23 protein-coding genes and 1 pseudogene are annotated in these 26659 nt (G+C 40.0%); 10 read left to right on the top strand and 14 right to left on the bottom strand.

What is annotated here, in order from left to right:
* Nucleotides 1–10 precede the first annotated feature (10 nt).
* From M1F56_RS04365 to M1F56_RS04355, 3 genes are read right to left on the bottom strand one after another with little or no spacing between them, the layout of a single operon-like run.
* Nucleotides 11–1648 (bottom strand): T7SS effector LXG polymorphic toxin, encoded by a 1638-nt coding sequence (locus tag M1F56_RS04365; protein WP_213988930.1) that lies wholly within the window; start codon nt 1646–1648, stop codon nt 11–13.
* On the bottom strand, nt 1638–1997 hold the full coding sequence (locus tag M1F56_RS04360) for a DUF3958 family protein (protein ID WP_213988931.1): 360 nt from the start codon (nt 1995–1997) through the stop codon (nt 1638–1640). The genes M1F56_RS04365 and M1F56_RS04360 overlap by 11 nt, the downstream gene beginning before the upstream one ends.
* Complete coding sequence (locus M1F56_RS04355; protein WP_213988932.1) at nt 1994–2272, bottom strand: TIGR04197 family type VII secretion effector; 279 nt, start codon at nt 2270–2272, stop codon at nt 1994–1996. Before M1F56_RS04355 ends, M1F56_RS04360 begins: the two co-directional genes overlap by 4 nt.
* Before the next feature lie 201 nt (nt 2273–2473).
* Between M1F56_RS04355 and M1F56_RS04350 the strand changes: the two genes are divergently transcribed.
* Together M1F56_RS04350 and M1F56_RS04345 are read left to right on the top strand one after the other, a co-directional pair.
* On the top strand, nt 2474–2950 hold the full coding sequence (locus tag M1F56_RS04350) for a glutathione peroxidase (RefSeq protein WP_247916975.1): 477 nt from the start codon (nt 2474–2476) through the stop codon (nt 2948–2950).
* 341 nt (nt 2951–3291) lie between these two features.
* Entirely contained in the window at nt 3292–9162 is a 5871-nt protein-coding gene (locus M1F56_RS04345) for an alpha-L-fucosidase (RefSeq protein WP_247916974.1), read from the top strand.
* A 363-nt stretch (nt 9163–9525) separates the two neighbouring features.
* Here M1F56_RS04345 and M1F56_RS04340 read toward each other — a convergent pair whose 3' ends face one another.
* The 5 genes from M1F56_RS04340 to M1F56_RS04320 form a co-directional block, all read right to left on the bottom strand.
* The gene (locus tag M1F56_RS04340) at nt 9526–9819 is read right to left on the bottom strand and encodes a DUF5960 family protein (protein ID WP_000196996.1); all 294 of its coding nucleotides are present in this window, start codon (nt 9817–9819) and stop codon (nt 9526–9528) included.
* Nucleotides 9812–10174, bottom strand: a complete 363-nt coding sequence (locus M1F56_RS04335; RefSeq protein WP_247916973.1) for a hypothetical protein — start codon at nt 10172–10174, stop codon at nt 9812–9814. Before M1F56_RS04335 ends, M1F56_RS04340 begins: the two co-directional genes overlap by 8 nt.
* On the bottom strand, nt 10171–11586 hold the full coding sequence (locus tag M1F56_RS04330; RefSeq protein WP_247916972.1) for a Y-family DNA polymerase: 1416 nt from the start codon (nt 11584–11586) through the stop codon (nt 10171–10173). The genes M1F56_RS04335 and M1F56_RS04330 overlap by 4 nt, the downstream gene beginning before the upstream one ends.
* 3 nt (nt 11587–11589) lie before the next feature.
* A complete protein-coding gene (locus M1F56_RS04325; protein WP_247916971.1) occupies nt 11590–12276 on the bottom strand; it encodes an XRE family transcriptional regulator in 687 nt (228 codons plus the stop codon).
* 265 nt (nt 12277–12541) lie between these two features.
* Nucleotides 12542–13054: a GNAT family N-acetyltransferase gene (locus M1F56_RS04320; protein ID WP_247916970.1), complete on the bottom strand. Its 513-nt coding sequence runs from the start codon at nt 13052–13054 to the stop codon at nt 12542–12544.
* 141 nt (nt 13055–13195) lie between these two features.
* Between M1F56_RS04320 and M1F56_RS09750 the strand changes: the two are divergent.
* Nucleotides 13196–13354, top strand: a pseudogene (locus M1F56_RS09750) (site-specific integrase); the annotation flags it as partial.
* Between the two features lie 377 nt (nt 13355–13731).
* Here M1F56_RS09750 and M1F56_RS04315 read toward each other — a convergent pair.
* Nucleotides 13732–16440 carry an SEC10/PgrA surface exclusion domain-containing protein gene (locus M1F56_RS04315; protein ID WP_247916969.1) on the bottom strand — a complete coding sequence of 903 codons (2709 nt, stop codon included), beginning with the start codon at nt 16438–16440 and terminating at the stop codon, nt 13732–13734.
* 131 nt (nt 16441–16571) lie between these two features.
* Between M1F56_RS04315 and M1F56_RS04310 the strand changes: the two genes are divergently transcribed.
* Entirely contained in the window at nt 16572–16910 is a 339-nt protein-coding gene (locus M1F56_RS04310) for a helix-turn-helix domain-containing protein (protein ID WP_049529783.1), read from the top strand.
* A gap of 35 nt (nt 16911–16945) precedes the next feature.
* Here M1F56_RS04310 and M1F56_RS04305 read toward each other — a convergent pair whose 3' ends face one another.
* Nucleotides 16946–18100 (bottom strand): hypothetical protein, encoded by a 1155-nt coding sequence (locus M1F56_RS04305; protein WP_247916968.1) that lies wholly within the window; start codon nt 18098–18100, stop codon nt 16946–16948.
* A 216-nt stretch (nt 18101–18316) separates the two neighbouring features.
* Here M1F56_RS04305 and M1F56_RS04300 point away from each other — a divergent pair, with 216 nt between their 5' ends.
* From M1F56_RS04300 to M1F56_RS04275, 6 genes are all read left to right on the top strand, one after another.
* A complete protein-coding gene (locus tag M1F56_RS04300; protein ID WP_247916967.1) occupies nt 18317–18709 on the top strand; it encodes a hypothetical protein in 393 nt (130 codons plus the stop codon).
* A 15-nt stretch (nt 18710–18724) separates the two neighbouring features.
* Nucleotides 18725–19264, top strand: a complete 540-nt coding sequence (locus tag M1F56_RS04295; protein ID WP_247916966.1) for a hypothetical protein — start codon at nt 18725–18727, stop codon at nt 19262–19264.
* Between the two features lies 1 nt (nt 19265).
* Entirely contained in the window at nt 19266–19988 is a 723-nt protein-coding gene (locus M1F56_RS04290) for an ATP-binding protein (RefSeq protein WP_247916965.1), read from the top strand.
* Between the two features lie 373 nt (nt 19989–20361).
* A complete protein-coding gene (locus M1F56_RS04285) occupies nt 20362–21759 on the top strand; it encodes a Rep family protein (RefSeq protein WP_247916964.1) in 1398 nt (465 codons plus the stop codon).
* A gap of 48 nt (nt 21760–21807) precedes the next feature.
* Nucleotides 21808–22068: a helix-turn-helix domain-containing protein gene (locus tag M1F56_RS04280; RefSeq protein ID WP_247916963.1), complete on the top strand. Its 261-nt coding sequence runs from the start codon at nt 21808–21810 to the stop codon at nt 22066–22068.
* Nucleotides 22069–22136: 68 nt separating this feature from the next.
* Entirely contained in the window at nt 22137–23354 is a 1218-nt protein-coding gene (locus tag M1F56_RS04275) for a tyrosine-type recombinase/integrase (protein ID WP_173875789.1), read from the top strand.
* 109 nt (nt 23355–23463) lie between these two features.
* On the opposite strand, the gene rpsI is transcribed toward M1F56_RS04275, so the two are convergent.
* From rpsI to M1F56_RS04255, 4 genes are all read right to left on the bottom strand, one after another.
* Nucleotides 23464–23856, bottom strand: coding sequence for a 30S ribosomal protein S9 (gene rpsI, locus M1F56_RS04270; protein ID WP_000075969.1), 393 nt, complete (start codon nt 23854–23856; stop codon nt 23464–23466).
* A gap of 18 nt (nt 23857–23874) precedes the next feature.
* A complete protein-coding gene (rplM, locus tag M1F56_RS04265; RefSeq protein WP_247916962.1) occupies nt 23875–24321 on the bottom strand; it encodes a 50S ribosomal protein L13 in 447 nt (148 codons plus the stop codon).
* A 210-nt stretch (nt 24322–24531) separates the two neighbouring features.
* On the bottom strand, nt 24532–25731 hold the full coding sequence (locus M1F56_RS04260; protein ID WP_247916961.1) for an ABC transporter permease: 1200 nt from the start codon (nt 25729–25731) through the stop codon (nt 24532–24534).
* Complete coding sequence (locus tag M1F56_RS04255; RefSeq protein WP_247916960.1) at nt 25728–26621, bottom strand: ABC transporter ATP-binding protein; 894 nt, start codon at nt 26619–26621, stop codon at nt 25728–25730. Before M1F56_RS04255 ends, M1F56_RS04260 begins: the two co-directional genes overlap by 4 nt.
* Between the last annotated feature and the right edge of the window lie 38 nt (nt 26622–26659).

Here is a 26659-nt window from a genome sequence, read left to right as displayed (position 1 = left end):
CATCATCCTCCTAATCTGCCACAACTTCTAAACGATTTAAAAACTTGGACACACCTGGATATTTTCTTTCAATATATGCTTTAAGAGCACCCTCCCCATCTAACTTAATATCCGTTGGTCGCAAACTATCATAAATAGTATCCCTGACTGTATTCCAATCCTTATTTTTCAAAAATTCTCTTTCTCTCTGAGAGGAGTATTTTTGAAGGTCAGCATAATAGGAAGATATCGCTTGGTCATAGGATTGCCCCTTCTGCATACGGCCGATAAGATTGACCGAGTCCAAATCTGCCTTGTAGTCGTCTTCACCAATGCTTGGTTTCTTATCCGTAGCGTTAAAGGTCGTGTCTCCCTCCCAGCCTGAAAGGTCCTTGACATGCTCTCTACCGCCATAGACATCAGCTAACTGAACTTGATTAGGATTAAGGTGAGTCGCCATAGTGATGGATTGATGGGTAAAGTCTGCATGGCCTGCTCCATTGTTAGAATAGGCCTTCAGTTTGGTATCCCAAAATTGGTCAAAGTTACCTGAAGTACCATAAACTTTTTCATATTTAGTCTTGGCACTGTTATATTCAAGTCTTTTTTCTTTTAACTTTGTTATATTAGCAACTTCACCACCCGCCATCTCATGTTGCAATCTAAGGTTATAATACAGTTCTTTGGCCTTTTCTTTTTTCAATCCTAATTCTTTAAAGATTTCAAGAATTGGTTTCAAAGTTTTCAATTTTTGGCCTGTCTGCGGATCACTCACAAATTCGTTATAAAAATAATGCCCCAAACCACCTGCCGTTTCATTCCACTTAAAGTCATTATAGTAGGCTGCACCGACGACTCGCAAAAAGATATAGTCACGAAACTCTTGACTTGAGGTTGGGAACTTACTGTCTATCCCCTGCTTGATGGTCAGGAGTTGTTGGGCTGTCTCTGCATCAAAGCCGTATTCTGCCATCATGGTCTGGACAAAGGTCTTCTCTTGTCGACTGAGCTTCATATCCTTTGTATCAGTATAAGCAGATAGGTAGTTAGCCCAAGTCAGGTCAGATGGGACTTTAAAGACCCCTGTCTTTGCATCCCAACTACTTTCAATCTGGGCCAGTCCGCGACTCAGTTGCACATCAATACTGTCTAGTTCATCGAAAAGCCCTCCTGAGTAGCTATCATAGGCACGCAGGTCTCTCAAAATCGTTTCATAGACGCGTTTATTCGCATGGTGTCCTCGCATGAGTTCCACATTGCTGCGTCTCAATCTCCCCTTTTCTTCACTATCCATGGTCAAGCTAGAAAGGGATTGGTTGACTTCATCTAGATAAGCAATCATTTGCTCTTCCTGGCGGATCTTATCAAGCAGATCATCCTCACGCCAACTCTTGCTGTCGACCATACTTTGGTAGTCTTCTGGAAATTTCTTGATAGCTTGAGAGAAGGTTTCTGCATAGAGCTGTCCCCCTTTGCTCAAGGGCAGCAAGGCACTTGCAAAAAAACTTCTAGCCGAATCATAAGCGTCGCCCTTTAGACTCTCTGTATCCTCTGAAAACTTTTGAATGGCTGATTGCAAGTCTTGATAAGCCTCCACCTGAGATTGGCACATGGTTACTACACTTGAACTTTGTAGTTGTGATTGTTCCAAATACATATCAATGCCCATGTCGTTTCTCCTCTTCTCTTTCTAGTTCTTTGCGTCTTTCATAGTAAACCGCATCCAAGTCTCCCTCTAACCGGAATTTTTCTTTCTTCAAATCATCCATGTGGTAGCTGAGGTCCTCAAGGATTTGGTTTTTAAGTTGGTTTCTTTGCAGGAGCGTTTCTTCCAACTGTCCTGCATATCGGCTCTGATAGGCCGCCTCCCACAAATCACTTTGATAACGGTGGCTAGCTCTATCATATCCTTCAAAGGTTTCTATCAGTTCTTTGGTGCGATATTTCTCTTTTCCATTGTCTTCTAGCTGGTACAAGAGGTCTCGCTCTCTTTTCTTCAACCCATCTAACTTGCTCATGTATGACTCCTAAAATCATTGGCCGCAGCTTCATCTAGCGCCTCAAAATCACTCGCTACAGAGTGCAGTCGTTCGGAAGTTAGGGTGACAGCGGCTGTAATCTGACTAGCTAGATTTTGATCCTTTGTCAGACATTGATGGGCCTTGTTATTCCCTTGAAGGGTCGTTAGCTCATCTTGACTAGCCGCAGCGATTGCTGTTAACGATTGACAAGCATTTTTCAGCTGACTCGCATACGTTTGCGCAATATTTAGATCACTTTTTACTGTTGACATGACTGTTCTATCCTTTTTCTTAATCCCTAGTGTTAGGTTTACTTCATTTAGCTATATAGGCCTATTATACCATGTTTTATAAAAGGGTCATCATTTTGTGCTGATTTATTAACAATTGTGTATTTTTTCAATAACCTCTCCCATCCGACTCGACGAAAAAAGTAAAAACTGTTACAATGTAGAAAAAGAAAAGAGGCCCTCATGACTTCACTTTATGATTTTTCCGTTTTGAACCAAAACAACCAAGTAACTCCCCTGGAGAGCTATCGTGGCAAAGTTCTTTTGATTGTCAACACTGCTACCGGATGTGGCTTAACCCCCCAGTACAAAGGGCTCCAAGAACTCTATGAACGCTATCAAGATAAGGGCTTTGAGATTTTGGATTTTCCTTGCAATCAGTTTATGGGACAAGCACCCGGCAGCGCAGAGGAGATCAATAGCTTCTGTAGCCTACACTATCAGACAACTTTCCCTCGCTTTGCCAAGATCAAGGTCAACGGCAAGGAAGCAGATCCTCTCTACCTTTGGTTAAAAGACCAGAAAGCTGGTCCGCTAGGAAAACGAATCGAATGGAATTTTGCTAAGTTTCTCATTGGTCGAGATGGGCAAGTCCTTGAGCGCTTCTCTTCCAAAACAGACCCCCAAACCATCCAAGAGTCTCTTCAAAAGATACTCTAATTTCTTTTTAAAACGTGTCCTTTCATTTAGTTTGAGACTTGAAAGGATGCTTTTTTTCTTTAAAAAGTAACTTATTTTCTTTAATTTATATTTATTTTTTGCTTTTTTGCTATTGCAATTCTTTCATTAATTTAGTATATTTGTTATATTAAAAACTATTAGTCATTTTAAGGGAGAAATGGCCTTTTAAATTTTTTATCTTAAAATGAAAGCGCTTTATAAACGGGAGGTAAAGTAGCTTACAAATTATCAGAGAGTTTTTTCATTAAATCAAGTTGTAACCAAGTCAGACTTGGGCTCGGGCAGTAGCTGACTGCCTTTCTAAAAACTAGGAGTATATTATGAATCGATACCTTTTTGAAAAAGGGCAAACTTTTAGCATTCGGAAGTTAACTGTGGGCGTAGCCTCTGTCATCGTCGGACTGGCATTTTTTGCTTCTGGAACCGTGCGTGCAGACGAAACATCTCCTGCCACGACATCCAATTTAGACCAGCAAATTGAACAAGTCGCAGATATAGAGGAAAGCAAGGCTGAACCAGCTAAAGAAGCAGGTCGAGTAGAGACTGAAAAACAAGAAACGCCTGCTGCCGATACCAACAGTGCTGACTTGCTCCCTGAAGACATTCAGGACCGTGCCTATCCCGACACACCTGTCAAAGAACTCGACACGACTACTATCGTTGACAAGAAAGCTAGTCCAGAAGTAGAAACTAAGAGCATTCTAAAGGATAAGGAAGAAGCTCCAAAAGAAGCTGAGAATGGAAACCGTGCTATTATTAACGGTGGACAAGATCTCAAACACATCAACTACGAGGGACAACCTGCAACTGCTGCTACTATGGTTTACAGCACTTACAATGCAGGGGAGCAACGTTACCTCGTTTCAGGCTCAGGTATCTTTGTAGCCCCTAACCTGATCCTTACCGTCGCTCATAACTTCCTAGAAGCCAATAAAGAAACTGGTGAAGGCCACATCCGTGGTGGGAAAGCTGCCCAGTTCTACTATAACGTTGGTTCAAATAGCGAAAAGAAAAACTCACTTCCATCTTCTGGAACTACGGTTTTATTTAGAGAAAAGGACATCCATTTCTGGAACAAGAAGGAGTTTGGCAAAGGCTATAAAAACGACCTTGCTCTTGTAGAAGCTCCTATTCCTCTTCCGATTGCTAGTCCAAACAAAGCAGCAACTTTTGCACCTTTAGCGGAGCACAAGACGCATCAGCCGGGAGAAGCTATTAGTACGATTGGCTACCCAACTGACTCGAGCTCAAAAGAACTGAAACAACCTATCCTAGCTGGCCAACTTTACAAGGCTAACGGGACTATCCGATCTGTTGATTCCTATGACGATAAGGGAACGACCGGTATCACCTACCAAACCACTTCTGTGTCTGGTTTGTCTGGTGGTGGGATTGTCGATAGCCAAGGAAAAGTTCTCGGTGTTCACCAACACGGAACCGTCGACAATGGTGTTCCTGAAAAGGATCGCTTTGGTGGCGGACTCGTCCTTTCACCTAAACAACTGAAATGGGTGAAGGACTTGATTGCCAAACATGGTGTGAAAGGCTGGTACCAAGGAGATAACGGAAATCGTTACTATTTTACCGATGAGGGGCGTATGCTTCGGAACGAAACAGCTGTTATTGGAAACAACGAATATTCCTTCAACCAAGATGGGATTGCTACCTTGACCAAGGGAGTTGAATACGGTCGTGTGGTTATTCAACACGAAGACGAAGAAGGAAATCCTGTCAAAGATAAGGACACCTTTATCGAACAGACAGCTGTTGATTCGCCATTTGACTATAATTTCAAAAAAGAAATCGAGAAGACGGAATTCTATCAGAAGAATAAAGACAAATACGAAATTGTATCCATTGATGGCGTAGCAGTCAATAAACAGCTAAAAGATGCATGGACTGAAGAGCACAATGTTGTCAGCAAAGCGCCTGCCGGTACACGTGTCATCAAGGTGGTCTATAAAGTCAACAAAGGCTCTTTCAAAGTTTACTACCGTCAAAAAGGAACCACTACTGAACTAGCGGAAGCGACAGTTGATAACAATGACGGTCAAGAGTATGACGTTTCCTTTGTCAACACCTTCCATGCAAAAGACATTGCTGGCTACCGTCCAGTAAAAGCTAGCTTGGAAGCAAGGATCCAGCAAAAAGGGGTGAATGAGGTCGTCTTTGAATACGAGCCAGTCGCTGATACAGCTAATCCAACGACTCCGACTCCACCAGTGGCTCATCCAGAAGATAAGGAAACTGAGATTGGAAACCATGGACCTCTTCCAAGCAAGGCTCAACTTGATTACCACAAGGAAGAATTGGCGGCCTTCATCCACTACGGAATGAACACTTATACCAATTCTGAATGGGGAAATGGGAAAGAAGACCCTCGATACTTCAATCCAACCAACTTGGATACTGACCAGTGGATTCGCACTCTGAAGGAAACTGGCTTCAAACGAACCATTATGGTTGTTAAACACCACGACGGATTCGTTGCTTACCCATCTAAATACACCAACCATACCGTAGCTGCTAGCCCATGGAAAGATGGAAAGGGTGACCTTCTCGAAGAAGTTTCCAAGTCTGCTAGCAAGTATGACATGAACATGGGGGTTTACCTTTCACCATGGGATGCCAACCATCCTAAATACCATGTTGCAACCGAAAAGGAATACAACCAATACTATCTCAACCAACTGAAAGAAATCCTTGGAAATCCGAAATACGGAAATAAAGGCAAATTCATCGAAGTTTGGATGGACGGTGCGCGTGGTAGCGGTGCACAAAAAGTCACTTATACCTTTGATGAGTGGTTCAAATACATCAAAGAAGCTGAAGGAGATATCGCCATCTTCTCTGCTCAACCGACAAGCGTTCGCTGGATTGGAAATGAACGGGGGATCGCAGGTGACCCTGTCTGGCATAAAGTCAAGAGAGCCAATATCACAGACGATGTGAAAAACGAATACCTCAACCATGGTGACCCAGATGGTGATATGTACTCTGTAGGGGAAGCTGACGTTTCGATTCGTTCTGGTTGGTTCTACCATGACAATCAACAGCCGAAATCACTCAAAGAGTTGATGGATATCTACTTCAAGTCTGTTGGTCGTGGAACGCCACTTCTTCTCAATATTCCACCAAACAAAGAAGGAAAATTCGCAGATGCAGATGTAGCTCGCTTGAAGGAATTCAAGGCAACTCTAGACCAAATGTATGCAACTGACTTTGCCAAAGGTGCCACTGTAACAGCAAGTTCTACTCGTCAGAACCGCCTCTACAAGGAAAGTCACCTCACAGACGGTAAAGATGACACCAGCTGGGCGCTCTCAAATGATGCCACAACAGGTAGTTTCACAGTCGATTTGGGGCAAAAGAGACGCTTTGACGTTGTCGAACTCAAAGAAGACATTGCCAAAGGTCAACGGATCTCTGGTTTCAAGATTGAAGTCGAAATCAACGGACGCTGGGTTCCATATGGTGAAGGTTCAACTGTTGGTTACCGTCGCTTGATTCAAGGTAAGCCTGTAGAGGCACAAAAAATTCGTGTAACCATCACTGGTGCTCAAGCAACCCCAATCTTGACCAACTTCTCAGTTTACAAGACACCAAGCAGCATTGAAAAGACAGATGGCTATCCTCTCGGACTTGAATACCACTCAAACACAACTGCGGATACAGCCGGAACAACTTGGTACAATGAATCTGAAGGTGTTCGTGGCACTTCTATGTGGACCAATCAAAAAGATGCCAAAGCAAGCTATACCTTCACAGGAACCAAGGCCTATGTCGTCTCTACAGTCGATCCAGGTCATGGAGAAATGTCCGTCTACGTTGATGGTCAAAAGGTTGCCGATGTCCAAACTAAGAATGCTAGCCGTAAACGCAGCCAAAAAGTCTTTGAGACAGGCGATTTAGCACCTGGCCAACATACTATTACTCTTGTAAACAAAACAGGTGAACCAATTGCTACAGAAGGAATCTACACCCTAAACAATGATAGCAAGGGAATGTTTGAACTCGAATCTACCAACTACGAAGTCGAAAAAGGAAAACCAGTCACTGTTAAGATTAAACGTGTTGGTGGAAGCAAGGGGGCTGCTACTGTTCGCTTCATTACAGAACCTGGAACTGGAGTTCACGGTAAAGTTTACCAAGATACAACTCAAGATGTGACTTTTGAAGATGGAGAAACAGAAAAGACTGTGACCATCCCAACGATTGACTTTACAGAACAAGCCGACTCTATCTTTGACTTTAAAGCCAAGCTCACTTCTGTTTCTGATGGTGCCTTGCTCGGTTTTGCTACCGATGCAACCATCCAAGTGATGAAAGCCGAATTGCTGATCAAGGATCAAACAAGCTATGATGACCAAGCTAGTCAGTTGGATTACAGTCCTGGCTGGAACCATGAAACTAATTCCGCAGATAAATACCAAAAGACGGAGTCTTGGGCTTCCTTTGGTCGCTTAACTGATGAACAAAAGAAAAAGACAACCGTCACAGCTTACTTCTACGGTACTGGACTTGATATCAAGGGCTATGTTGATCCAAATCATGGTATCTACAAGGTATTCCTCGACGGCAAAGAAGTTCCTTACCAAGAGGGTATGGGAAATGCTTCGACTATTGATGGTAAGAAATACTTTAGCGGTCACGCTGCCCAACGCCAAGGCAATCAAACTCTGGTTAACCTAAAAGGTCTGGACGAAAACCTGCACGCAGTCACCCTTCAACTCGATCCTGATCGAAACGATTTGTCTCGAAATATCGGTATCCAGGTAGACCAATTCATCACTCGTGGTGAAGGTAGTGAACTCTACAGCAAGACAGATATCATCCAGTCTATCTCTAAATGGAAAGATGATCTGTCAAACTTTGATCCAGCAGGTTTGAAAAATACGGCTACTGCACGCCAAGCTTTCCAAGCAAATCTAGAAAAATTGAGAAACCAACTTAGTACCGAAGCTGTGGATGTTCAAGAAGTCATGTTGACAGTCAGTTCCTTACAAGATATCCTATCCAAGGATGAAAACTATCAAAGAGGACAAGAGGAACCTAGTCCAGATCAACCTGAACAGCCTGAAGAACCTTCTAAACCTGACCAGCCAGCTGAACCAAAACAACCGGAAATTGAATATGATAAAGCCATGGCTAGCTTGACTGAAGCTATCGAGAAAAAAGTCGGTGAGCTTGGTTCTAACAATGAAGCTAAGAAGAAATTAGTTGAAATTGCAGATCAAGCCATTGCTGCGATCCAAGAAGCTAAGACTCAGGAGGCAGTCAATAAAGCGCTAGAAACTGCTCTCGAACAAATCAACAAGCTCGAACCAGCTCAGCCTGAAAAACCAGCGCAACCGGAAAAGCCAGCTCAGCCTGAGAAACCGATGCAACCGGAAAAGCCAGTTCAACCGGAAAAACCGGCGCAACCGGAAACTCCAGCTCAACCTGAACAACCTGCTGGGCCTGAAAATCCCGCTCAACCGGAAACTCCAGCTCAACCTGAGAAACCAGCGCAACCGGAAAAGCCAACTCAACCTGAGAAACCTGCTCAGCCTGAAACTCCAGCTCAACCTGAGAAGCCGGCTGAACCTGAGAAACCTGCTCAGCCTGAAACTCCAGCTCAACCGGAAAAGCCGGCTGAACCTGAGAAACCTGCTCAGCCTGAGAAACCAATTACGTCTTCAAGTCCTGAGGAAGGGGTTAAAGACCTTGTCTTTACACTTCCAAGCTTGGAAATCGTCAATAAGGTCGTACCGTTCAAGACTATTCGTCACGAAAACCCACAATTAGACAAAGGAAAAGAGCATGTTCTATCAGAAGGAAAAGACGGTCTTTTAGTTGAGTATGTTGAAGTGGACGGTGACAATCGCAAGGTTCTCCAAACAGAAGCAACTCCAGCTCAAGATCGAGTGATTGAGGTAGGTAGCAAACAAAGCTCAGTTGGTACAGAAGCGCCACCAGTTGTGACTCTTCCTGAGTATGTTCTACCAAGAGAGACTGAAAAACCGACTCCAGCCGTAACAGATAATTCATCAGCAAAAGATGAAAAAGCTCCTGTTACAGCTACGGTCAAAGAAGAAAAGGAAAAAGAACTCCCTGCAACTGGGGAACAAGAAGCAACTGCCTTCCTCTTCTTGGCAGCCATTACTTCAATCTTGTCTCTCCTCATCTTCCAAAAGAATTTCAAAGACTAATAACCCTCTTTGATTGATTCTTTCTAATTATTCAGTTCCCCCGTTGAGAAGACCAAATGGTCTTCTCTTTTTCTATCTATCAAATAAAAAAACATCCACAAATGTACATGGATGTTTTGGTATGACTCTATAAAGTGAGATGATCATTGAAGATAGCTGTTCTCAAATCCAACCACGTTTTCAAATAATCGCTCATCTAAAAAAGAGAGTGGCCCTTTTCTTATCTCATCATCAATACCTATCATAAGTTTCTGCAAGAACTCCACATATAAAGGATAACGTTTCGAATTCCAATACCATGAGATCTTCTAACGCTCATAAGCCTTCTTTCCTAGATCGGACTTCCCTCTCCCACATCTAGATCTACTGACTACTATTTTTGAGTCCAGCATATGCATAGGTTCGATTTCTGGGGCACTCTTTTTCTGTCACTAGCCTAAAATAAAAGCGATGCTCCCGCCCATCCTTGGCATTTTCCTTGTTCAAGACGAAGTAGTTCTTCTGATTCATTGCCATGGTTCGTAGGATATCATCGATCAAAAAAGTCAAGGGAACATTCATGGCAGAGTATTTTTGGAAATCCTCTTCAAAGCGGATATAACTATCTGAAAAATAATCCATCTGTAGTTTGTTTTCATACAGCTCTTTTCTAGTCATAAACTTCCTCCTCCCACAGTCGAATTTCGAGGATATCTACAATCTCTACCAGCCTATATCCCTCATTTGTCCTAATAGATAGAGTTTGAGGTGATAATTCGCTCACCTTACCGATGATCGTCATTTTTTGCTTTCTTTCCTTGACAACAAAACATCCCTTCAATTGACCAACATAAAGCTGAGAAAGCAAGCGTAGCTTCTCAACTGAATTCAAATTCGTCGAAAAATCAACACGATTTTTTTCTTCACCAAGCGAACTGGTATGCTCTGAGAGGAAAAAGCCCATCCACTTCTGCATCCCTGGATCTTGGTAGTCTCGTGCAGATTGAAAAGGTAAATAAGAACGATCAATCATTGTAATCCATCTAATCCTCCAGCAGAATGCCCACCAATCAGCTTGCTTCTGGCAAGACTCCTAGAGGCTTCTTCCAGTGCATTGGCCTTTAAGAGAGAAGTGAAACCAAATTGTTCCCGAATGGAGTCAATAGCTGTCTGGAGCCTTTCTTCTTTTTCTAACTTGTCAACATCATCAAAGAGGGAAATCAAACCAAAGGACTCGTCTACAAAGCCTGAATAGTTGACTCCGACACTTCTGACCGCTCCAGAAGTGTATTTATTATGAAATAGCTTCAAAACATAATCCGTTAAGACAGCTGTATTATTGGTCGGTTCGACCTTCATTTGTGTATGAATAGACGGCCTGACCTCCTGTTTAGAGAAACCAACATAGAGAGAGACAAGGGTTGTTTTCTTTCCCGCCCTTCTCAGTCTAATAGCCACCTGCTCCGCCATTTCTCGGAGAATAATTTCGATATCCCGTAGCTTCACGTAGTCTCTCGGCAAGATTTGAGAATTTCCTAATCCCTGAGACTTGGCTTTATAGGGCCTGTGAACATTGCTCTCATCAATCCCATTAGCATGAAACCACAAACGCAGGCCAGCCTGACCGAGAGCTTTCTGTAGCTGGTCTGGGTTGCTTGTAGCTAATTCTCTGATGGAAAAAATCCCCAGAGCATGCAAGCGTTTCTCCATCCGCCTGCCAATCCCCCAAAAATCCGTCATCTTGGAAATGGCCCAGACCTTCTCTTCCACATCCTGATAAGACCAGTTGGCCCTCATGGTCGGAGTGTGCTTGGCCTCATTATCCAACGCCAACTTGGCCAGTAAGGGATTAGCATTGGACATACCCACCGTAGAATAGATCCCTGTCTGCCTCCAAATATCCCTCTGGATACGAGCAGAAAGCATATCCAGCTTGTCTTTGCGAGAAATCTGCTTGTCTGGGATGAAATAGTTGAGCGAACTAGTCAGGTCAATAAAGCCCTCATCGATAGAGTAGGGATAAATATCATCTGGACTCCCATAGTTTTGAAAGATTCGCTGGATTTCCATATTGACTGCGATATACTCGTCCATCCGAGGAGGGACAATCAAGGTGACTTGAGCCCAATCTTCAATATAGCGCACATAGTCTGAATCTGTAGGCAACCCCTGCTTTCTGGCGTTATAGTAGGAAAATTTGCGGGTCTTGATATCAAAGGGCAGATCATAGGCCCGACCAACATTGGACTTGCCAAAAATCTTCTTAAACATGGGAGAGGAGGCTAGGATAAGGCCAGTTGAATTATCCGCGCGACTCATGACACAAAGTGAGGTCTTCAGCGGATGCAAGCCTCTTTTCACACACTCGACACTGGCATAAAAGGATTTCATATCGACAAAGGCAATATCACTTTTGGGCTCTCTGGAATAATCAAAGTAGCCCATGAGCTAGCCCTCCATCGGCACAAAATTCCCAACGATAATCCCCACAATCCGAGGATCTTCCTCATAGGAGATGAAAATATCCTTGTATTTGGGATTGATAGAGACCAGACGCAAGCCATCTTCCTCACGATAGACCCGTTTGATATAGGTCTGGTTGTTGCAAACCACTGCATAAACCGCCCCATCATAATCAAATTCGGTCTCTCGAATCAAAGCCACGGAACCATTTTGATATTTAGGTTCCATGGAGTCCCCAGCCACCCAGGAAGCAAAATCGTGGGCTAGTTCCTCATTAAAGTAAACCGTATCAAAATTCCGATTATCATAGACCGAAGCCCCGATCCCTGCTGACATGCGTTCATAGACACGGTACTCGTAGAGGCGCTCTGGCATGGTCGTCACTTTCTGAGTTTGTTCTTCTTTAGCCAGGTTGCGAGCATAGAGCACAACCTTGTCCTTCCCTTGCTTGGAGAGACTATTGTAAAGACGAACAATCTCAATCTGAGTAAAATAGCCTTTTGCCACTTTTAAAATCTTCTCCAGCTGAGCAACCTTCTCCTTGGATGGTTCCTTAATCCCGCGTTCCCAAGCGGAGTAAGCCTGAAAACTAATCCCTAATTCCTCTGCAATTTCCTTCTGTGTCAATTTTAACTCTTTTCTCCGAGCCTTGAGTTTTTCTGGTTGGTACATGATTCACCTCCTAGTGTGATGCTTTATCGAACATTATCTCCCTTAGAAAGATCAATTGATGATTGAGCTTACATTTCCGAAATTCAACCAATTCGGTTTAGTTTTATTATATAAAAAAAGTGGACGATTGTCCACTGGGAAAATCAAGTTTAAACAGCAACACTTATCTATTTTGAACAAAAAAAGACATCCAAGAGTAAATTCTTAAATGTCTGGAAAGATTGATGCCTCCATTAACCTTGTTAATAGACCGGAAATAATGATATTATGGTCTCCTTATCTCAAATACTGCTGTATGAACCCACTCATTATGAATGTGTAAGTCATTTTCTATCATTCTACTAAAGGTGAAACCATTTTTTAAAAGTACTCTCTGAGAAGCCAGATTATCCCTTGCCGTTCCTGCAATGATTCTATTGAAACCATGAGCAATAAAAGCCTTGTCTAAAACAAGTCTAACCGCTTCGCTAGCATAGCCTAAGTTGCTAACATTTTCCCCAATCCTATACCCAAGTTCTACTGTATTTCGATCACTCTCTAAGACACTTAAATTGATTCTCCCAACCATAACACCTTGCGAATTTCTAATAAGATGCATGTAAACAGCACGATTCCTTTGTTCCGTTAACAATTCCCTTGTAATTTCTTTAAAACCTTCTAAATCAAAATAGTTAGCTGGTCTAGGAGGTAAATTTCGTTCAAAATACTCTCGATTTTCTTTTTCAAAAGAATAGACGTCTAGACTATTTTCTTCAGACAACAGCTCTAAACTGATCATTACAAATCCTCTCCCATCATTATCCACACTCAAATTTTCTCATGTTTACACAAAGTGAAATTTACATAATTTAAAGAGATTCTTTTATTTTCTGTATAGTTTCTACATTATAACACAAAATACTATGGATAAGCATAATGTTCAAGCGCCACACCAGTAAAACAAGCAGGTATTTCTCTTGAGGCCATTTCAGAAGCTCTTACTCATAGTGATAAAGAAATTACAAAAACTTACGTTAATACCAAAGATAAAGTCAATCAAACTGTAGGTGATATTGCATTTCGCAGTTTAAAAAATTGATGGGGTGAATTTTGGGGTGAACTTTGATTTTTTGAAACAAAAAAGACATCCAAGAGTAAATTCTTGAATGTCTGTAAACGTTGATATAATCGTATTGATTAACGTTTTGAGAACTGGCTAGCTTTACGAGCTTTCTTAAGACCTGGTTGGAAAAACTATGATTTGAATAACCTTCAGTAAATGCTTAAAATCAATGTTTTCCCACTTTTTCAGAAAACAGAATTTCATCTAATTTGAATAAATTTCAGTTGAATGGTGTGAATTTTACCCTAAAAATACACGAATTGAGCTAGATTTTACCAAAAAGTTCACACCATATAAAATTTATATATAACTGAACTGTAATAGAGAAAAGAGAGCCACCGCTCTCTTTCTTTTTATCTATTATATTTTCGTTTTCCTGCTAAAGCCAATAGTCCAACACTTGCTCCAAGCAATGCGAGGAGATTCGATTCCTTTGTTCCTGTATTTGGAAGTTGTTTCTTAGGCTCTACTTTTGCATTTGTAGCTTGTGCAGGCGCTTGATAAGTCTTATCGTCTTTAGTTCCTACGGTTACTTTTTCTGCTGTATAATCCACCACATTCCCCTTACCATCTACTACTGGAACTGGTTTATACCCCAAGTGTTCAAGCTCTTTACGTTTGGCATCGGCAAGAGCTACCAAGCGTTTTGTTTCGGCTTCTTCGTATTTGGCTTTGGCAGTTTCGTAAGCAGCCTTCGCTTGGTCTGCTGCAAGGCTCTTAACTTCGTAGTCTACTTTGGCTTTGTTTTGTGCCTTATAAACTTCTTTAAGCTCTGTTTCTGCTCTTTCAAGTTCTGCTTTTACTTCTTTCAAGCGAACTTTCGCACCTTTAAGGTCGGCAAGTTCTTTTTCTGCTTGTTTAACCGCATCTTCAGCAGCTTGAAGTGCTTTCTTAGCAGTAGATACCGCTTGAGCTTTGCTTTCAGCAATCGCTTCAAGTTCTTTCATCTTAGTTTCTTCTGCTTTAAGTTCATCTTGTGCAGTTTGAAGAGCTTTCTCAGCGTCTTTAAGAGTCGCTTGTGCTTGTTTAAGAGTTTCCTCTTTTGTAGCTTTTGAAGCAGTCAAGTTATTGACAAGAGCATTAGCGTTAGCAAGATTCACAACTGCTTTATCATGACGGTTTTTTGCTTCATCAAAGGCTTTTTGTGCGTTGGCAAGTGGGTTTTCCCCATTCTTCAAGGCAGACAAGTTAGCTTGAGCGTTTTGAAGAGCAGTTTGTGCATCTGACTCTGCTTTGGTTGTCGCTTCAAGTTTGGCTTGAGCATCTTTGCGAGCAGTCATAGCATCTGCAAGCACTTGACGAGCTTTAGCAATCTCTTGCTCTTTATTGGTGTCGCTTAGTGGGTTGGCAATAGGAGTTTTATCCCATTTTGAGCCATCTACGTTAGTGGTGCGGATACTTGTGAGGAAGTGAGTTGTGTAAAACTCGTCTGTTTTACTTTGCGCTACACCACCAAAGTAAACTGTTTCATTTGCGTAATCGAATTGGAGGATACCCTGAGTGTGGAGATAGTCATTCTTGTGAGAAACAAGTTCAATAAGGTCATCGTACAATTTCTCTTTCATTTCTCCAATAGTTTTACGGAATACACCATCTGCATCATCAAAGTCGTGGTAAACATAAGTTGTAACTGCATTTTCGTAAGGTTGTAAACCTTTTTCAGCGTTCTCTTGGTTTTCTTCTTCTGTGTAGGTACTATTCAAACCGTATTCTTTAGCAACTTTGTAAACACCTTTAGCGTAGTGACCTGCGCCACCTTTAGCACGATATTCATCTTTCATCGCTTTAGAGAAGTTCGCTTTGACATACTCTTTAGCGATTTTGTTGGCAAATTCAAGACTAGATTTTGAAAGAACAACGTCTGGAAGTCCAAGTTGACGACGCATTTGGTTGATAAGGTCTGCGACAAAGTAGTTCAACTCGTCTGTAACTTCTTTTGGAAGATTGTTGATGTCGTAGCGAGTTTTGTCTGCTTGGTCTTTGGCTGATTGGGTGTACTTGTTGAGGGTGCGGTTTTGGAGTTGGGAGTCTACGATTTTGTTGTAGAGTTCCAATGTCTTAGCACTTTGCTCTTCGGATGTGAGAGTAGTTCCATTGCGCAACTCTTCAGTATAAGCCATATTCTCTTTCACAGCCTTGATAAAGTCTGGGGCAAGAGTGATGGTTGCTTTAGTATCCTTTTGAAGTTCATTGAGAGTGGATACCGCTTGGTTGTAATCAGCAGTTGCTTTATCTGCATTTGTTTTGGCAGTTGCTTTTTCCTGAGCTTTTGCTTCAAGGTTTGCTTGAGCAGATTGAACCGCTTGTTCTGCTTGTTTTAGTTGAGCAGCGTGGTCTTGATTTTGTTCCTTAGCACTATCAAGAGCTTTTTGTGCATCTGCTTGAGCTTGTTTGCTTGTAGCTTCTTCTTTGATAGCTTCGTCTTGTTTAGCTTTAGCGTCAGCAAGATCTTCACCGTTCAAAGCGTCTTCTGCACTTTTAACGGCTGCTTTCGCATCAGTAACTCCATTTTGCGCTTGAGTTTCTTCTGCTTGCTTAGTACCAACAGTTTTACCTTGAATAGCGACATTACGGTCTGCATCATCTTTTTCAGCTTGCGCAGTTGATACCGCTTGTTCAGCAGTTGGAACATTTGCTTTAGCAGTTTCTACTTTCTTTTCAACACCTTGAATCGCTTCAGGAGTTGCTTTGTCAGCAGTCTTTTGAGCATCTGCTTGAGCTTGTTTCAAGTCTGCTACTTTCTTTTCTGCTTTATCAGACTTTTCATTCGCTTGATCCAAGACTTCTTTTGCTTTGTCAGATGCTTCTTGTGTTTGTTTAGCAGTAGCACCAAGTTCAGCAACGTCTTCCTTAGTAGGAGTTTTCACTTCCACTTTCTTAGGCGCTTCTTTCTCTACCAAAGCTGGCTCGGTTTTAGCAGTTGTAGGCAATGGAAGCTCTACCTCATTTGCATTAGCAGTTCCGATTGTTCCGACAAGACTTGCAGTTGCGATGGCAGAAATAACCGTACCCGTATACAATTTTTTAGCAGTACTATGACTATTTTCCGTAGCTTTTGACATTTATAAACTCCTTTTGTACAATGCCCTATGCATTTTATTCAATATAGTACTATTCTACCATACTTTTATCGTTTTTGGATAGTTTATTATACTTATTTTTAGAGAAAACAGATAGTAAAATGGTATATAGTATGGAATATAATAAATTACAAAAGCATATCGCATTTCGCATACGTGAGTGTAGAAAAGCACAGGGATTAAGTCAAGAAAAATTATCTGAAATTGCTGGGCTAGGTGTTAAAGCGATTCAAAATATAGAAAACATGAAGTATGATTTTAAGATAAAAACTCTTGAATCCGTAATCAAAGCCCTAAATCTAACGGTCGAGGAGTTCTTCAACCTACAATCATTTGAATCAGATCGAGAAGATTCTCCAGAAGTACTTTTTGAAAACTTAACAAAATTACCCAAAGATAAACAAGGAAAAATTATATCTTCATTTAATGAGATTGTAAAGAATATCAAATAAACCCAGCCAAAATAAATTTTGGTTGGGTTTTAATATTACTTAATTTTAAAATTATCAGAATAGTAGTGTTCAAGGCGATTTTGTTCTTCATGCCATTGATATTCTTCATATAGTTCTTTTGCCACTATTTCTAAATTGTCCGATAAAGCTTCTAAATATTGTTTTCCAGATAGTCCTAGTAAGTTAGTTTGTTCAACTGCCTTAGTAATCTCAGGTATTAGAATTGGAATTTCTAAAGAAATTGCTCCTAGTCCTAACGCTAATCTTATATACTTAAAATTTTCTATATTTTTGTAATGATTTGATTTGCTTTCATGCAGTATAGAAAAATTTCTAAATTTTTTTAATAGCTCATCATCCATCTTTTTCCTCCCCGTCGAAAGGCTATAGTACAAAGTACCTTTTGAGCTGTAATGTTCCACTACATGTTTTTCAATAAATTTTTCCTTAGTATATTTGTTTATCTTTTTTGACCACGTACTTTTACTTTTATTTTCTTCAATTTCTTTCTGTACTTGATATTGATCTTTAATAATTTCAGGATAGTTTAATTTAATATATAAATCCAACGGATCCACATCTTTTTTAAAATTATTTATATCTATAAACTCTTTATAATTTTGCAAGGGGATATCGAAATCATTATCAATAATTTCATCAATATTATTCAGATTATATCTGATTTTTTGGGCGATAACCTCCAAAATCTCACTTTCATATTTCGTTACTTTCGAATAATCATAATTATTTACGAAAATCCATAAAAGGAAGTGAAGCAAATTAGAATTACGTGATATGTCTTTTCCTAATAAAAATTCTTTTCCTAGTATTAGAGAGTCTCTAATATTGACTATCCGTTTATCAAATTGCGTACCTACCTCTGAAAGGTGTTGCTTTACAACAGGAAATTCTTTCAACTGAGGAATAATGTTCGTAACATCCTTACTTTCTCCACGTTTTATCTCATTATAAAACGCATCAGGATTTTTTAATTCAGATTGTAGTTTTTCTTTGATAAAATCGCCTGCCCTCGTATAAATTCCATCCTTTTTATACTCTTCAAATTGTTCTACAATGATACTAGCATAGTTGTTCTTAACATAGTTTTCAACTATCCTGTCTCCAATTAAACTTTCTGTTACTTTAATATATGGTTCGTAACATCTAAGTTTCTCATCAAAATTAAGCATATCAAACCTCTTTCTGAAATTATAAATTGTTTGCATTATCTCTTATTCTTCTTAACAAAATTATAACTTATTTTATGAATTTTTCAACGAGAAATATGACTAATGCATACATTTAAATTGATGTAAATGTGGTATTATAGAATTGTAATCAAGAGAGCTCTCTCACTCGTCAGCGTTCTAGAAAGTCTGACCATAATTTTGACAGGAGGAATTAACATGTCAAAAGAAAAAAAAATAACACCCGGTAACCGCGAAAGTGCAAGAGCATTTTTGGATGCTTTATCAACTTCTGTTGATGTCCCATCAGCTGTAAAAGTTGTTGACAAAAACGATGGCATCATCAACGAAGGTCAGGAAAACCAACGACCTTGGGCATCTCTAACTTGCGTAGATAAGAAACTCTATGAGACGTTTGCCAGCATTGGACAAGAGTACTACTGTCCAACTTTTAAAGTCAAGTTGAAAAACTATCAGAGCGAGAACTTAGATAGTTTGATTAACGCTGACATCGTACTCAATAACTACGATGTAGCATTTGTATTGGACAAGCTCAAGCAACCGATCGGACTCGCTCTTGTAGCTGAGCTTGGTGACATTTCGCTCAAATAGAAGAGAGGTGGCAACATGAAGAAACTTGTAACAAAATTCATGAAATTAGAGTGGTACTATCAACTTTTCGTAGCTTTAATTAGTTTTGCTTTGCTAGCACTACTTCTTAAGTTTCTGTTATGGATAGCTCCATTTATATTAGGTTCTTTGTTGTTCATGTGGCTTGTAACGGATGGAGAAATTTTCTCTCTAGCTTGGCATCAATACAAACAAAGAAGTCAAACTGCTATTAATCCTTTATTTGATAGCTTCTATAACTGGTTAACAGAAGTCGGTGTAACAGAACTACCAATTTCTTCATTGACTTTCGTCCAGGGAGTAGAGGTAGCAGAACAAGGTATCTACTTTGTTCACATTAACCAAGAAATCTCCGATTTTCTTCTTGAAGACTTTGCAACAAAAGTAAGACAAGTTGTAAAAACTATGTCAAACGATTCTACAGATTGCGTTGTAAGTCGCTATAAGCGTGAGCCCTTTCTTGCAATCAAAGTTCGTTTAGTATCAACTCCTGACATGATGCTGATGACCCCCCCTCAAAGAGAAGAGGACTTCTAGCATGATAAAAAATATTTTTGAGGTCAATAGCAGAGGTCAACCAACCTCTGCATCTGTTGACATTAACAGATTTTTCGCTTGGATAATCGCAGGCCCATCTGGTTCAGGAAAGTCTACTTTTTTGAGAAGACTTCTAGGCCTAATTTCATTTTATGATACAGATGCTGAAGCTTACTTTTTGGATTTTAAAGCAGATGAAGAAATGTTTTCAATGACTGGCAACCATATCGCAAGAGGATTTAACTGTCTAGAACTTTTCGAAATCATCTACCAACGCTTTGAAGCTAGACTAAATAAGCAAGAAGAAAATTCTCATAATCTTTACTTGATTTTTGATGAATGGCAAGCTTTCCTTGCGTACCTAGAACAAACAGATAAGAAGAAACATAAGGATGTTTTATCTAAAATGTTAATGATTAACAGCATGGGCAGAAGTCTAGGTTTGAGAATCATTTTATCCAGTCAACGTTTCTTAATGTCTGATTTGCCAGGGCGCTATAACTTCAACTGTATAATTTCATTGTCTACTAGTTTTCTCATGTCTACCAACAATAGACAACTCCTTTTTCCTGATATGGAAAAAGATGAAGTTGTGATAAAACCTAGAGGGTATGGATATTTTCAACTAGAAGGGGAACCTGTTAAAATGTTTCGTACGATCCAAGTAAGAGACGAGGAACGGTTAAATCAACGAATGCAAGAGCTATTTTCAAGATATAGCTAGCGCTTTTTCTGCTACACTTGTTAGGTACGACAGTAAGCTTATTTTGAAGTTTTATCATCGGTTTAGTGTCGGCACGACATTGTCAGCAGAAAAATGACAGCTTGCAAGGGCTAGAGGGTGGAGATTTTTCAAGCGTAACGATGCCGAAGGCAAGGAGTGAAGCGAAGAAAAATACTACCCGTCCCTTGTTAGCTGGCAAGCGTTCTCGGTTCGATGGGAATCCATCGGGCAGGAGAGGCTGGGGGTTGGGGCAAAGCCCCAAGAGTTACTACAATTTAATTTTTAATTATTCTACGCACGTGTTAGACTGGGCTTGTCGATAGTCTAACACTGAAATAATTTAAAAAATAATTAGAAAAGAGGTTTAATTATTATGACAAATGCAAAAAAGGAAGCCCTTTTAACATCAGTGCTATTAACACAACAGTTCTCAAATGGCTTCTGGGATGATGACTGGAATAAAGAACTACTTGAATCAGCGGATATTGAAAAAATTCTTGAGGAAATTGTCAGAAGAGTTAGTAAAGTTGCAACAGTTACTGAAGCATATGCAATTAATCATGATAAAGATACATCTGTAAAATTCGATAAAGAACTTAAAGAAACAACCACTGAACTTGCCGAACCACATATTCATGCTTTGCTCAAGTTTGATAAAGGCAAAGGTGCAACACTATCTACTTTAGCAAAAAAAATCGGATTAGAAAAACAGTATCTCGAAAAATCAAAGTCTGGAAGATATGGTTACGATAACTTGTTAGCATACTTAATTCATGCAAAAGATAAAGATAAATATCAATATAGCCCTGATGAAGTGGTTACTCTAGCAGGTAAAGACTACTTAGAAGTATATCACAAAAGGAAAGAAATCTGGCTTAAAGGAAAAGCCAAAAAAGAGGTAAACCAAACCTACGAAGATATTGACTTGCTTATCGATAACATTCTAAACGAGTATATCACCAAAAATGAAATACTTCTTGAACAGAAATATCGCACACTGTATGCAGTACACAAAGCTAGGATAAACGATACATTTCGTACCGTCGGAGAAATCAAAGGAACTCGTACTAAATATGAGTTAGATAACGGAGAATTTAAAAAAACTATTCTCTTCATTCATGGTAGTACTGGTCTTGGAAAGTCAACCTTTGCAAAGGAGTTATCCAAAGCCATCATTCGGTTGGCAAAACTAAATGCTCAAAACTGGCAATCCGTAGTGACTGCTGCCACAAACATCTTTGACGAGGTAAACGGAGAAGAGATCCTTTTTCTTGACGACGTTCGAGGAGATAGTTTAACCGCATCAGATTGGCTTAAACTATTAGACCCCTTCAACATAAGCCCAATTTCTGCACGCTATCAAAATAAGATGGGGGCAGCAAAAGTTATCATTATCACCAGTTCGAAATACCCACTAGATTTTTTTTACAACACAAAAGGGAACGATAGAGAAGACCTATCACAGTATGTTAGAAGAATTGAGTGTCTGGCTAGAATAAGAGGAAATGATAAAAATCCTAAGTTTTATGTATCATATCCTCAACGAATGGAAGAACCTGTAAAAACTATCTTAGAAAATGAGCAGGAAGTTTCCTTATCTTATGACTTTGCAAATGATTCGTTACTTAATAGTAGACAGGATTTATTATCAACATTGCTTTCTAAAATAGCGATTAATAATCAATGGGATATCTTAGAATTAGACAAATCAAAAACCCCATCCGAAACTTTGGCGAGCGAGGACGAGGTTGCAGATAATCAAGAAAAGTAAGTAGGGTATCTCTTGATACCTCTATTATACCATACATTGGAGGAACAGATGCAAGTAATTCTACCAGATGAACAAGTTCAACAAATTCAGTTCCTACTTGCTGAACTTATCAAAAAAGAAATTGAAAATAGATTGAACAATAGTAACCTTGAAAGTCCGTTTTTAAACAAACAACAGGCTTGCCACTACTTGGGTATCTCAAACAATACTCTCGACAGTTGGATTAAAAAAGGATTACCTTACATTAGAGTTGGAAAAACTATTCGTTTTGATAAAGCAGAAATCAATCGCTGGTTACAAAATCAGTAGCATTTCTACCGTGGTTTGTTATAATGAAATCACGGTATTTTTCTAGCTCAATTAAAAAGGAGAATACTATGTCAATTACAAAAACTAAAAATGGAACTTATCGCTTACGAATCTATATTCCTGAGGAAGTTAAGTCTTCACTAGGTGTTGATAAGAAAGTGATTGAAAAACGGTTCAAAACAAGGAGTGAAGCAAAAAAATACGAACTAGAACTTCAAAACAAGATTGACAAAATTATTAGTGGAGAATCAGCCTTACTAGAAAATAATGGTTCTATACTCTTTTCCGACTTCTATAAAAACGTTTGGTGGGAATCCTACAAAGCAGGACAAACCACTTCTACAACTAAGCCACCTTCTCAAGCTACCATAACTGGTACAGAAATTGCCTTTAGAAAACATATCTTACCTATGCTTGGTAACTACTCTATTGAGTTTCTCAATCAAAATAAACAAGTTGTTTTAAATCTATTAACTCAAAAGGCTGAAGAATATGCAAATTTCAAAGTTATCAGGAGCTACGTTAATTCTATCTTTGACTGGGCGGAAGAATTAGAATACATCGAAACAAACCGCCTATCTAAAACAATAAGTCGTATCAAAGCCACTAAGAAAATCAAGTTGCAAGAATCTAAAAAAGATGAAGATTTATACCTATCTCAAGAAGAACTTCAAGCATGGTTTACAGCTTTTGAAAAGGATTTAGATACTGGAAAAATTCTATTCAAAGACTATGTTTTGTTTTATACCACCTTTTTCTTGGGAGATAGAAAATCAGAGAGCTACGCTTTACAATGGAAGCATATCAATACAAGTGATCAGGAAATTCAGTTAGTACAAGCTTTGGATAAATACAAAAATCCAAAGTCTACCAAAGGGAATAAAAAGACAACTTTCCGAATTCCCATTGAATTGACTAACTTACTTAAAGAATGGAAAAAACAGCAAAAAGATGAACTAGCAAAATTTGGAATTATCCAATCCAATGAACAGTATGTCTTTACTTATATCGATATGAAGGGTAATGTTAATAGCCCTCTACACTCTGACTATCTTAATAATAAAATGAAATCTGTCAAACGTCGTCATCCTGAACTTAAGCATGCTACACCTCATAAATTACGACATACAGGGGCAACATTAGCAAAACAGGCTGGAACATCTATTGAAGCTATATCTGAGGCTCTAACTCATAGTGACACGATTACAACAAAGACTTATGTCAATACTTCGAATATCATTCCAATGGCTGTTGGAGAGATTGCTTATCGCAATCTTAAAAAGTAATGGTGTGAATTTGGTGTGAAAAATGGTGTGAATTTTGCTAAAAATCATCAAAAAAACACCCCATGGTGTGAACCATGAAGTGTTGTAAATGCTGTATTGTAGCTGATTCTTAACGTTTAGAGAACTGGCTAGCTTTACGAGCTTTCTTAAGACCTGGTTTCTTACGTTCAACTTTACGTGAGTCACGTGTAAGAAGTCCTGCGCGTTTCAATGAATCGCGGAAGTCTGGGTCTACTTGAAGAAGGGCACGAGCGATACCGTGACGGATAGCTCCTGCTTGACCAGCGTATCCACCACCTACAACGTTAACGAAAACGTCGTATGAACCTACAGTTGAAGTAACTGCGAATGGTTGGTTGATTACAAGACGAAGGTCAGCGTGTGGGATGTACTCTTCAACATCTTTTTTGTTAACAGTGATTTTACCAGTTCCTGGAACAAGGCGAACGCGTGCAACAGCGTTTTTACGACGTCCAGTACCTGCATATTGTGCTTGTGACATACTTTATTGTTCCTTTCCTTAGATAAGTCCTGAAATATCAAGAACTTCTGGTTGTTGTGTAGCGTGAGTGTGCTCAGCTCCAACGAATACTTTCAATTTCATACCTTGAGCGCGGCCAAGAGTATTGTGTGGAAGCATACCTTTAACTGATTTTTCAATCAAACGTACTGCATTTTTAGAACGAAGTTCACCAGCAGAGATTTGTTTCAATCCACCTGAGTGGTTTGAGTGAGTGTAGTAGATCTTATCAGTTGCTTTTTTACCAGTCAATTTAACTTTTTCAGCATTGATAACGATTACGAAGTCACCTGTATCAGTGTGTGGTGTGAATGTTGGTTTGTTTTTTCCGCGAAGTACGCTAGCAACAACTGCTGAAAGGCGTCCAAGAGGTACATCAGTTGCGTCAACAACGTACCATTTGCGTTCTACTTGGCCTGGTTTAGCCATGAATGTAGTTTTGTTCATGATTTCTCCTATATGAATATCGTTTTTGTTTACTGGGCGGATGTTCCGGTCCGCGGGGTATTTGAAAGGTTCCGGGGCCTTACAAATGGGGTAAACAATACCGTCTACTATCATACCAAATTTTACTACTAAAAGTCAATAGATATGAAAAATATTTTTGCCGATTTCAGTGTTTAACATCTAGAAAAACCTCGCTTTTGCGAGGCTCTCCTATTTATAAGCTAAGGCACGTTTAAAGGTTTTCCAGATTCCCAAATCATCCGTTTGAAGGACTAGACTAGCATACATGCGTCCGATAAAGGCTGTTGCAGTTACTGCAAAAACAACCGTTATGGCAAGTGAAATCCAAGCTTCTAGACCACTTGCATACCCATTTATAGCTCTAAATGGCATAAAGAAGGTCGAGATGAAAGGAATATAGGAACCAATTTTCAGAACTAAATTGTCCCCTGCAGCACCTAGAGCGGTCACTCCAACGAATCCTGCGATAATCAAGATCATCAATGGTGACAAGGCTTTCCCTGAATCCTCAGGGCGAGAAACCATAGAACCTAGAAAGGCTGCCAAAACAACATACATAAAGAGACTAACCAAGACAAACAATAAGGTATTGAGCGAGAAGGCATCTCCTAGATGATTTAAAATACCAGATTGAGCCAAGATTGGTAGGTCTTTAAAGAGAAGAATGGCAGCCAGCCCACCCACGACGTAAATGCCAATATGGGTCAAAATCACAAGAAGCAGAGCCAGCATGCGAGCATAGAAATAATGACTAGCTCGGATACTAGAGAAGACCACTTCCATGATTTTGGTTCCTTTCTCGCTAGCCACTTCCTGAGCAGTGACACTAGCATAGGTAATCAAAATCATATAAAGAAAGAAACCAAGCCCTGCGGCCGCAATGGTTTGAACAATTTTTTTGTTTTCCTTAGATTCATCAATCTTCTCAGTAAAGTCAACGGTTTGACTCAGGCGCTTTTCCTGCTCTTGAGACAAATTAGCTGCCGAGCGATTAAGTTGGTATTGAAGCTCATTGAGTTTATTGGTTACTGCTAGCTTGATGCCACTTTCAAGAGAAGTTTCACCATGATAGACAGCCTTGAGGACGCTGTCCTCTTGGTCAATGGTTAGGTAACCCTTGATTTTCTCATCTTTGATAGCAGCTTGGGCACTGGCTTCATCCTTGTAATCAAAGTTGATACCATTGGTACCCTTGAGTCCCTCAGCTACAGATGGCACTGTTGTTACTACCGCTACCTTGCTATTTTTAGCCATCGAAGAATTTTGGAGATAGCCGATTCCTGCAGATAAAGCCAAAAAGAGGAACGGCGAAATCACCATGAAGAAGAAACTCCATGACTTGACATGTCGAAGATAGGTTTCCTTCATTACAACCCACATATTTCTCATACTTCCACCCCTGATTCTAATTTAAAGATTTCATCGATTGTTGGAGCTTGTTGGTCAAAGGTCGCGATGTATTGACCTTGAGTGAGGATTGGGAAGAGTTCTCTTCCAGCGCTCTCATCATCTAGGATCAATTTCCAACTACCTTGCTTGGTTAAGCTCACCTGTTTGACATGAGGAAGGTTTTCCAATTCTTCCTTGCTTCGTTCACTTGAAACAAAAAGACGTGTTTTCCCGTATTGATTGCGAACATCCTGAACTGGTCCATGCAAGACCACACGCCCATCTCGAATCATCAGGATATCATCGCAAAGTTCCTCAACGTTGGTCATGACATGGTCAGAAAAGATAATGATTGCACCGCGCTCTTTCTCTTTCAAGATGACCTGTTTGAGCAACTCGGTATTGACTGGATCCAAACCACTAAAAGGCTCATCCAAGATAATCAAGTCTGGCTCATGGATCAGGGTGATAATCAGCTGAATTTTCTGCTGATTCCCTTTGGAAAGACTCTTGATTTTGTCGGTCAATTTACCCTTCACTTCCAATTTTTCCATCCATTGAGGGAGTTTCTCCTTGACTTCCTTGGCATCCATGCCCTTTAGAGTCGCCAAGTAGCGAACTTGTTCAAAGACTGTCAGCTTGGGCATAAGACTGCGTTCCTCAGGCAGATAGCCAATCCGAGCGTAGGTTTCCTGACGAATCTCCTGCCCATCCAGACTGATCTCTCCTTGATACTCTAAAAATTTCAACATACTGTGGAAAATCGTTGTTTTCCCAGCACCATTTTTCCCTACAAGCCCAAGAATCCGTCCTGGACTTGCTTGAAAATCTACACCAAACAAGACTTGCTTGGAACCGAAACTTTTCTCTAGATTTCTTACTTCTAGCATTTTCCACCTCCGAAATATGTTGCACTTATTATACTCCT

The sequence above is a fragment of the Streptococcus oralis genome, from assembly GCF_023109005.1.
In the GTDB taxonomy this organism is placed as follows: Bacteria; Bacillota; Bacilli; order Lactobacillales; family Streptococcaceae; genus Streptococcus; species Streptococcus oralis_BU.
This window is presented reverse-complemented; position numbering and strand designations above follow the sequence as displayed.

Excerpts from the sequence above, each read along its gene's own strand:
- M1F56_RS04365 (WP_213988930.1), bottom strand. The coding sequence starts at position 1,648 with ATGGGCATTGATATGTATTTGGAACAATCACAACTACAAAGTTCAAGT.
- M1F56_RS04360 (WP_213988931.1), bottom strand. The coding sequence starts at position 1,997 with ATGAGCAAGTTAGATGGGTTGAAGAAAAGAGAGCGAGACCTCTTGTAC.
- M1F56_RS04355 (WP_213988932.1), bottom strand. The coding sequence starts at position 2,272 with ATGTCAACAGTAAAAAGTGATCTAAATATTGCGCAAACGTATGCGAGT.
- M1F56_RS04350 (WP_247916975.1), top strand. The coding sequence starts at position 2,474 with ATGACTTCACTTTATGATTTTTCCGTTTTGAACCAAAACAACCAAGTA.
- M1F56_RS04345 (WP_247916974.1), top strand. The coding sequence starts at position 3,292 with ATGAATCGATACCTTTTTGAAAAAGGGCAAACTTTTAGCATTCGGAAG.
- M1F56_RS04340 (WP_000196996.1), bottom strand. The coding sequence starts at position 9,819 with ATGACTAGAAAAGAGCTGTATGAAAACAAACTACAGATGGATTATTTT.
- M1F56_RS04335 (WP_247916973.1), bottom strand. The coding sequence starts at position 10,174 with ATGATTGATCGTTCTTATTTACCTTTTCAATCTGCACGAGACTACCAA.
- M1F56_RS04330 (WP_247916972.1), bottom strand. The coding sequence starts at position 11,586 with ATGGGCTACTTTGATTATTCCAGAGAGCCCAAAAGTGATATTGCCTTT.
- M1F56_RS04325 (WP_247916971.1), bottom strand. The coding sequence starts at position 12,276 with ATGTACCAACCAGAAAAACTCAAGGCTCGGAGAAAAGAGTTAAAATTG.
- M1F56_RS04320 (WP_247916970.1), bottom strand. The coding sequence starts at position 13,054 with ATGATCAGTTTAGAGCTGTTGTCTGAAGAAAATAGTCTAGACGTCTAT.
- M1F56_RS04315 (WP_247916969.1), bottom strand. The coding sequence starts at position 16,440 with ATGTCAAAAGCTACGGAAAATAGTCATAGTACTGCTAAAAAATTGTAT.
- M1F56_RS04310 (WP_049529783.1), top strand. The coding sequence starts at position 16,572 with ATGGAATATAATAAATTACAAAAGCATATCGCATTTCGCATACGTGAG.
- M1F56_RS04305 (WP_247916968.1), bottom strand. The coding sequence starts at position 18,100 with ATGCTTAATTTTGATGAGAAACTTAGATGTTACGAACCATATATTAAA.
- M1F56_RS04300 (WP_247916967.1), top strand. The coding sequence starts at position 18,317 with ATGTCAAAAGAAAAAAAAATAACACCCGGTAACCGCGAAAGTGCAAGA.
- M1F56_RS04295 (WP_247916966.1), top strand. The coding sequence starts at position 18,725 with ATGAAGAAACTTGTAACAAAATTCATGAAATTAGAGTGGTACTATCAA.
- M1F56_RS04290 (WP_247916965.1), top strand. The coding sequence starts at position 19,266 with ATGATAAAAAATATTTTTGAGGTCAATAGCAGAGGTCAACCAACCTCT.
- M1F56_RS04285 (WP_247916964.1), top strand. The coding sequence starts at position 20,362 with ATGACAAATGCAAAAAAGGAAGCCCTTTTAACATCAGTGCTATTAACA.
- M1F56_RS04280 (WP_247916963.1), top strand. The coding sequence starts at position 21,808 with ATGCAAGTAATTCTACCAGATGAACAAGTTCAACAAATTCAGTTCCTA.
- M1F56_RS04275 (WP_173875789.1), top strand. The coding sequence starts at position 22,137 with ATGTCAATTACAAAAACTAAAAATGGAACTTATCGCTTACGAATCTAT.
- rpsI (WP_000075969.1), bottom strand. The coding sequence starts at position 23,856 with ATGTCACAAGCACAATATGCAGGTACTGGACGTCGTAAAAACGCTGTT.
- rplM (WP_247916962.1), bottom strand. The coding sequence starts at position 24,321 with ATGAACAAAACTACATTCATGGCTAAACCAGGCCAAGTAGAACGCAAA.
- M1F56_RS04260 (WP_247916961.1), bottom strand. The coding sequence starts at position 25,731 with ATGAGAAATATGTGGGTTGTAATGAAGGAAACCTATCTTCGACATGTC.
- M1F56_RS04255 (WP_247916960.1), bottom strand. The coding sequence starts at position 26,621 with ATGCTAGAAGTAAGAAATCTAGAGAAAAGTTTCGGTTCCAAGCAAGTC.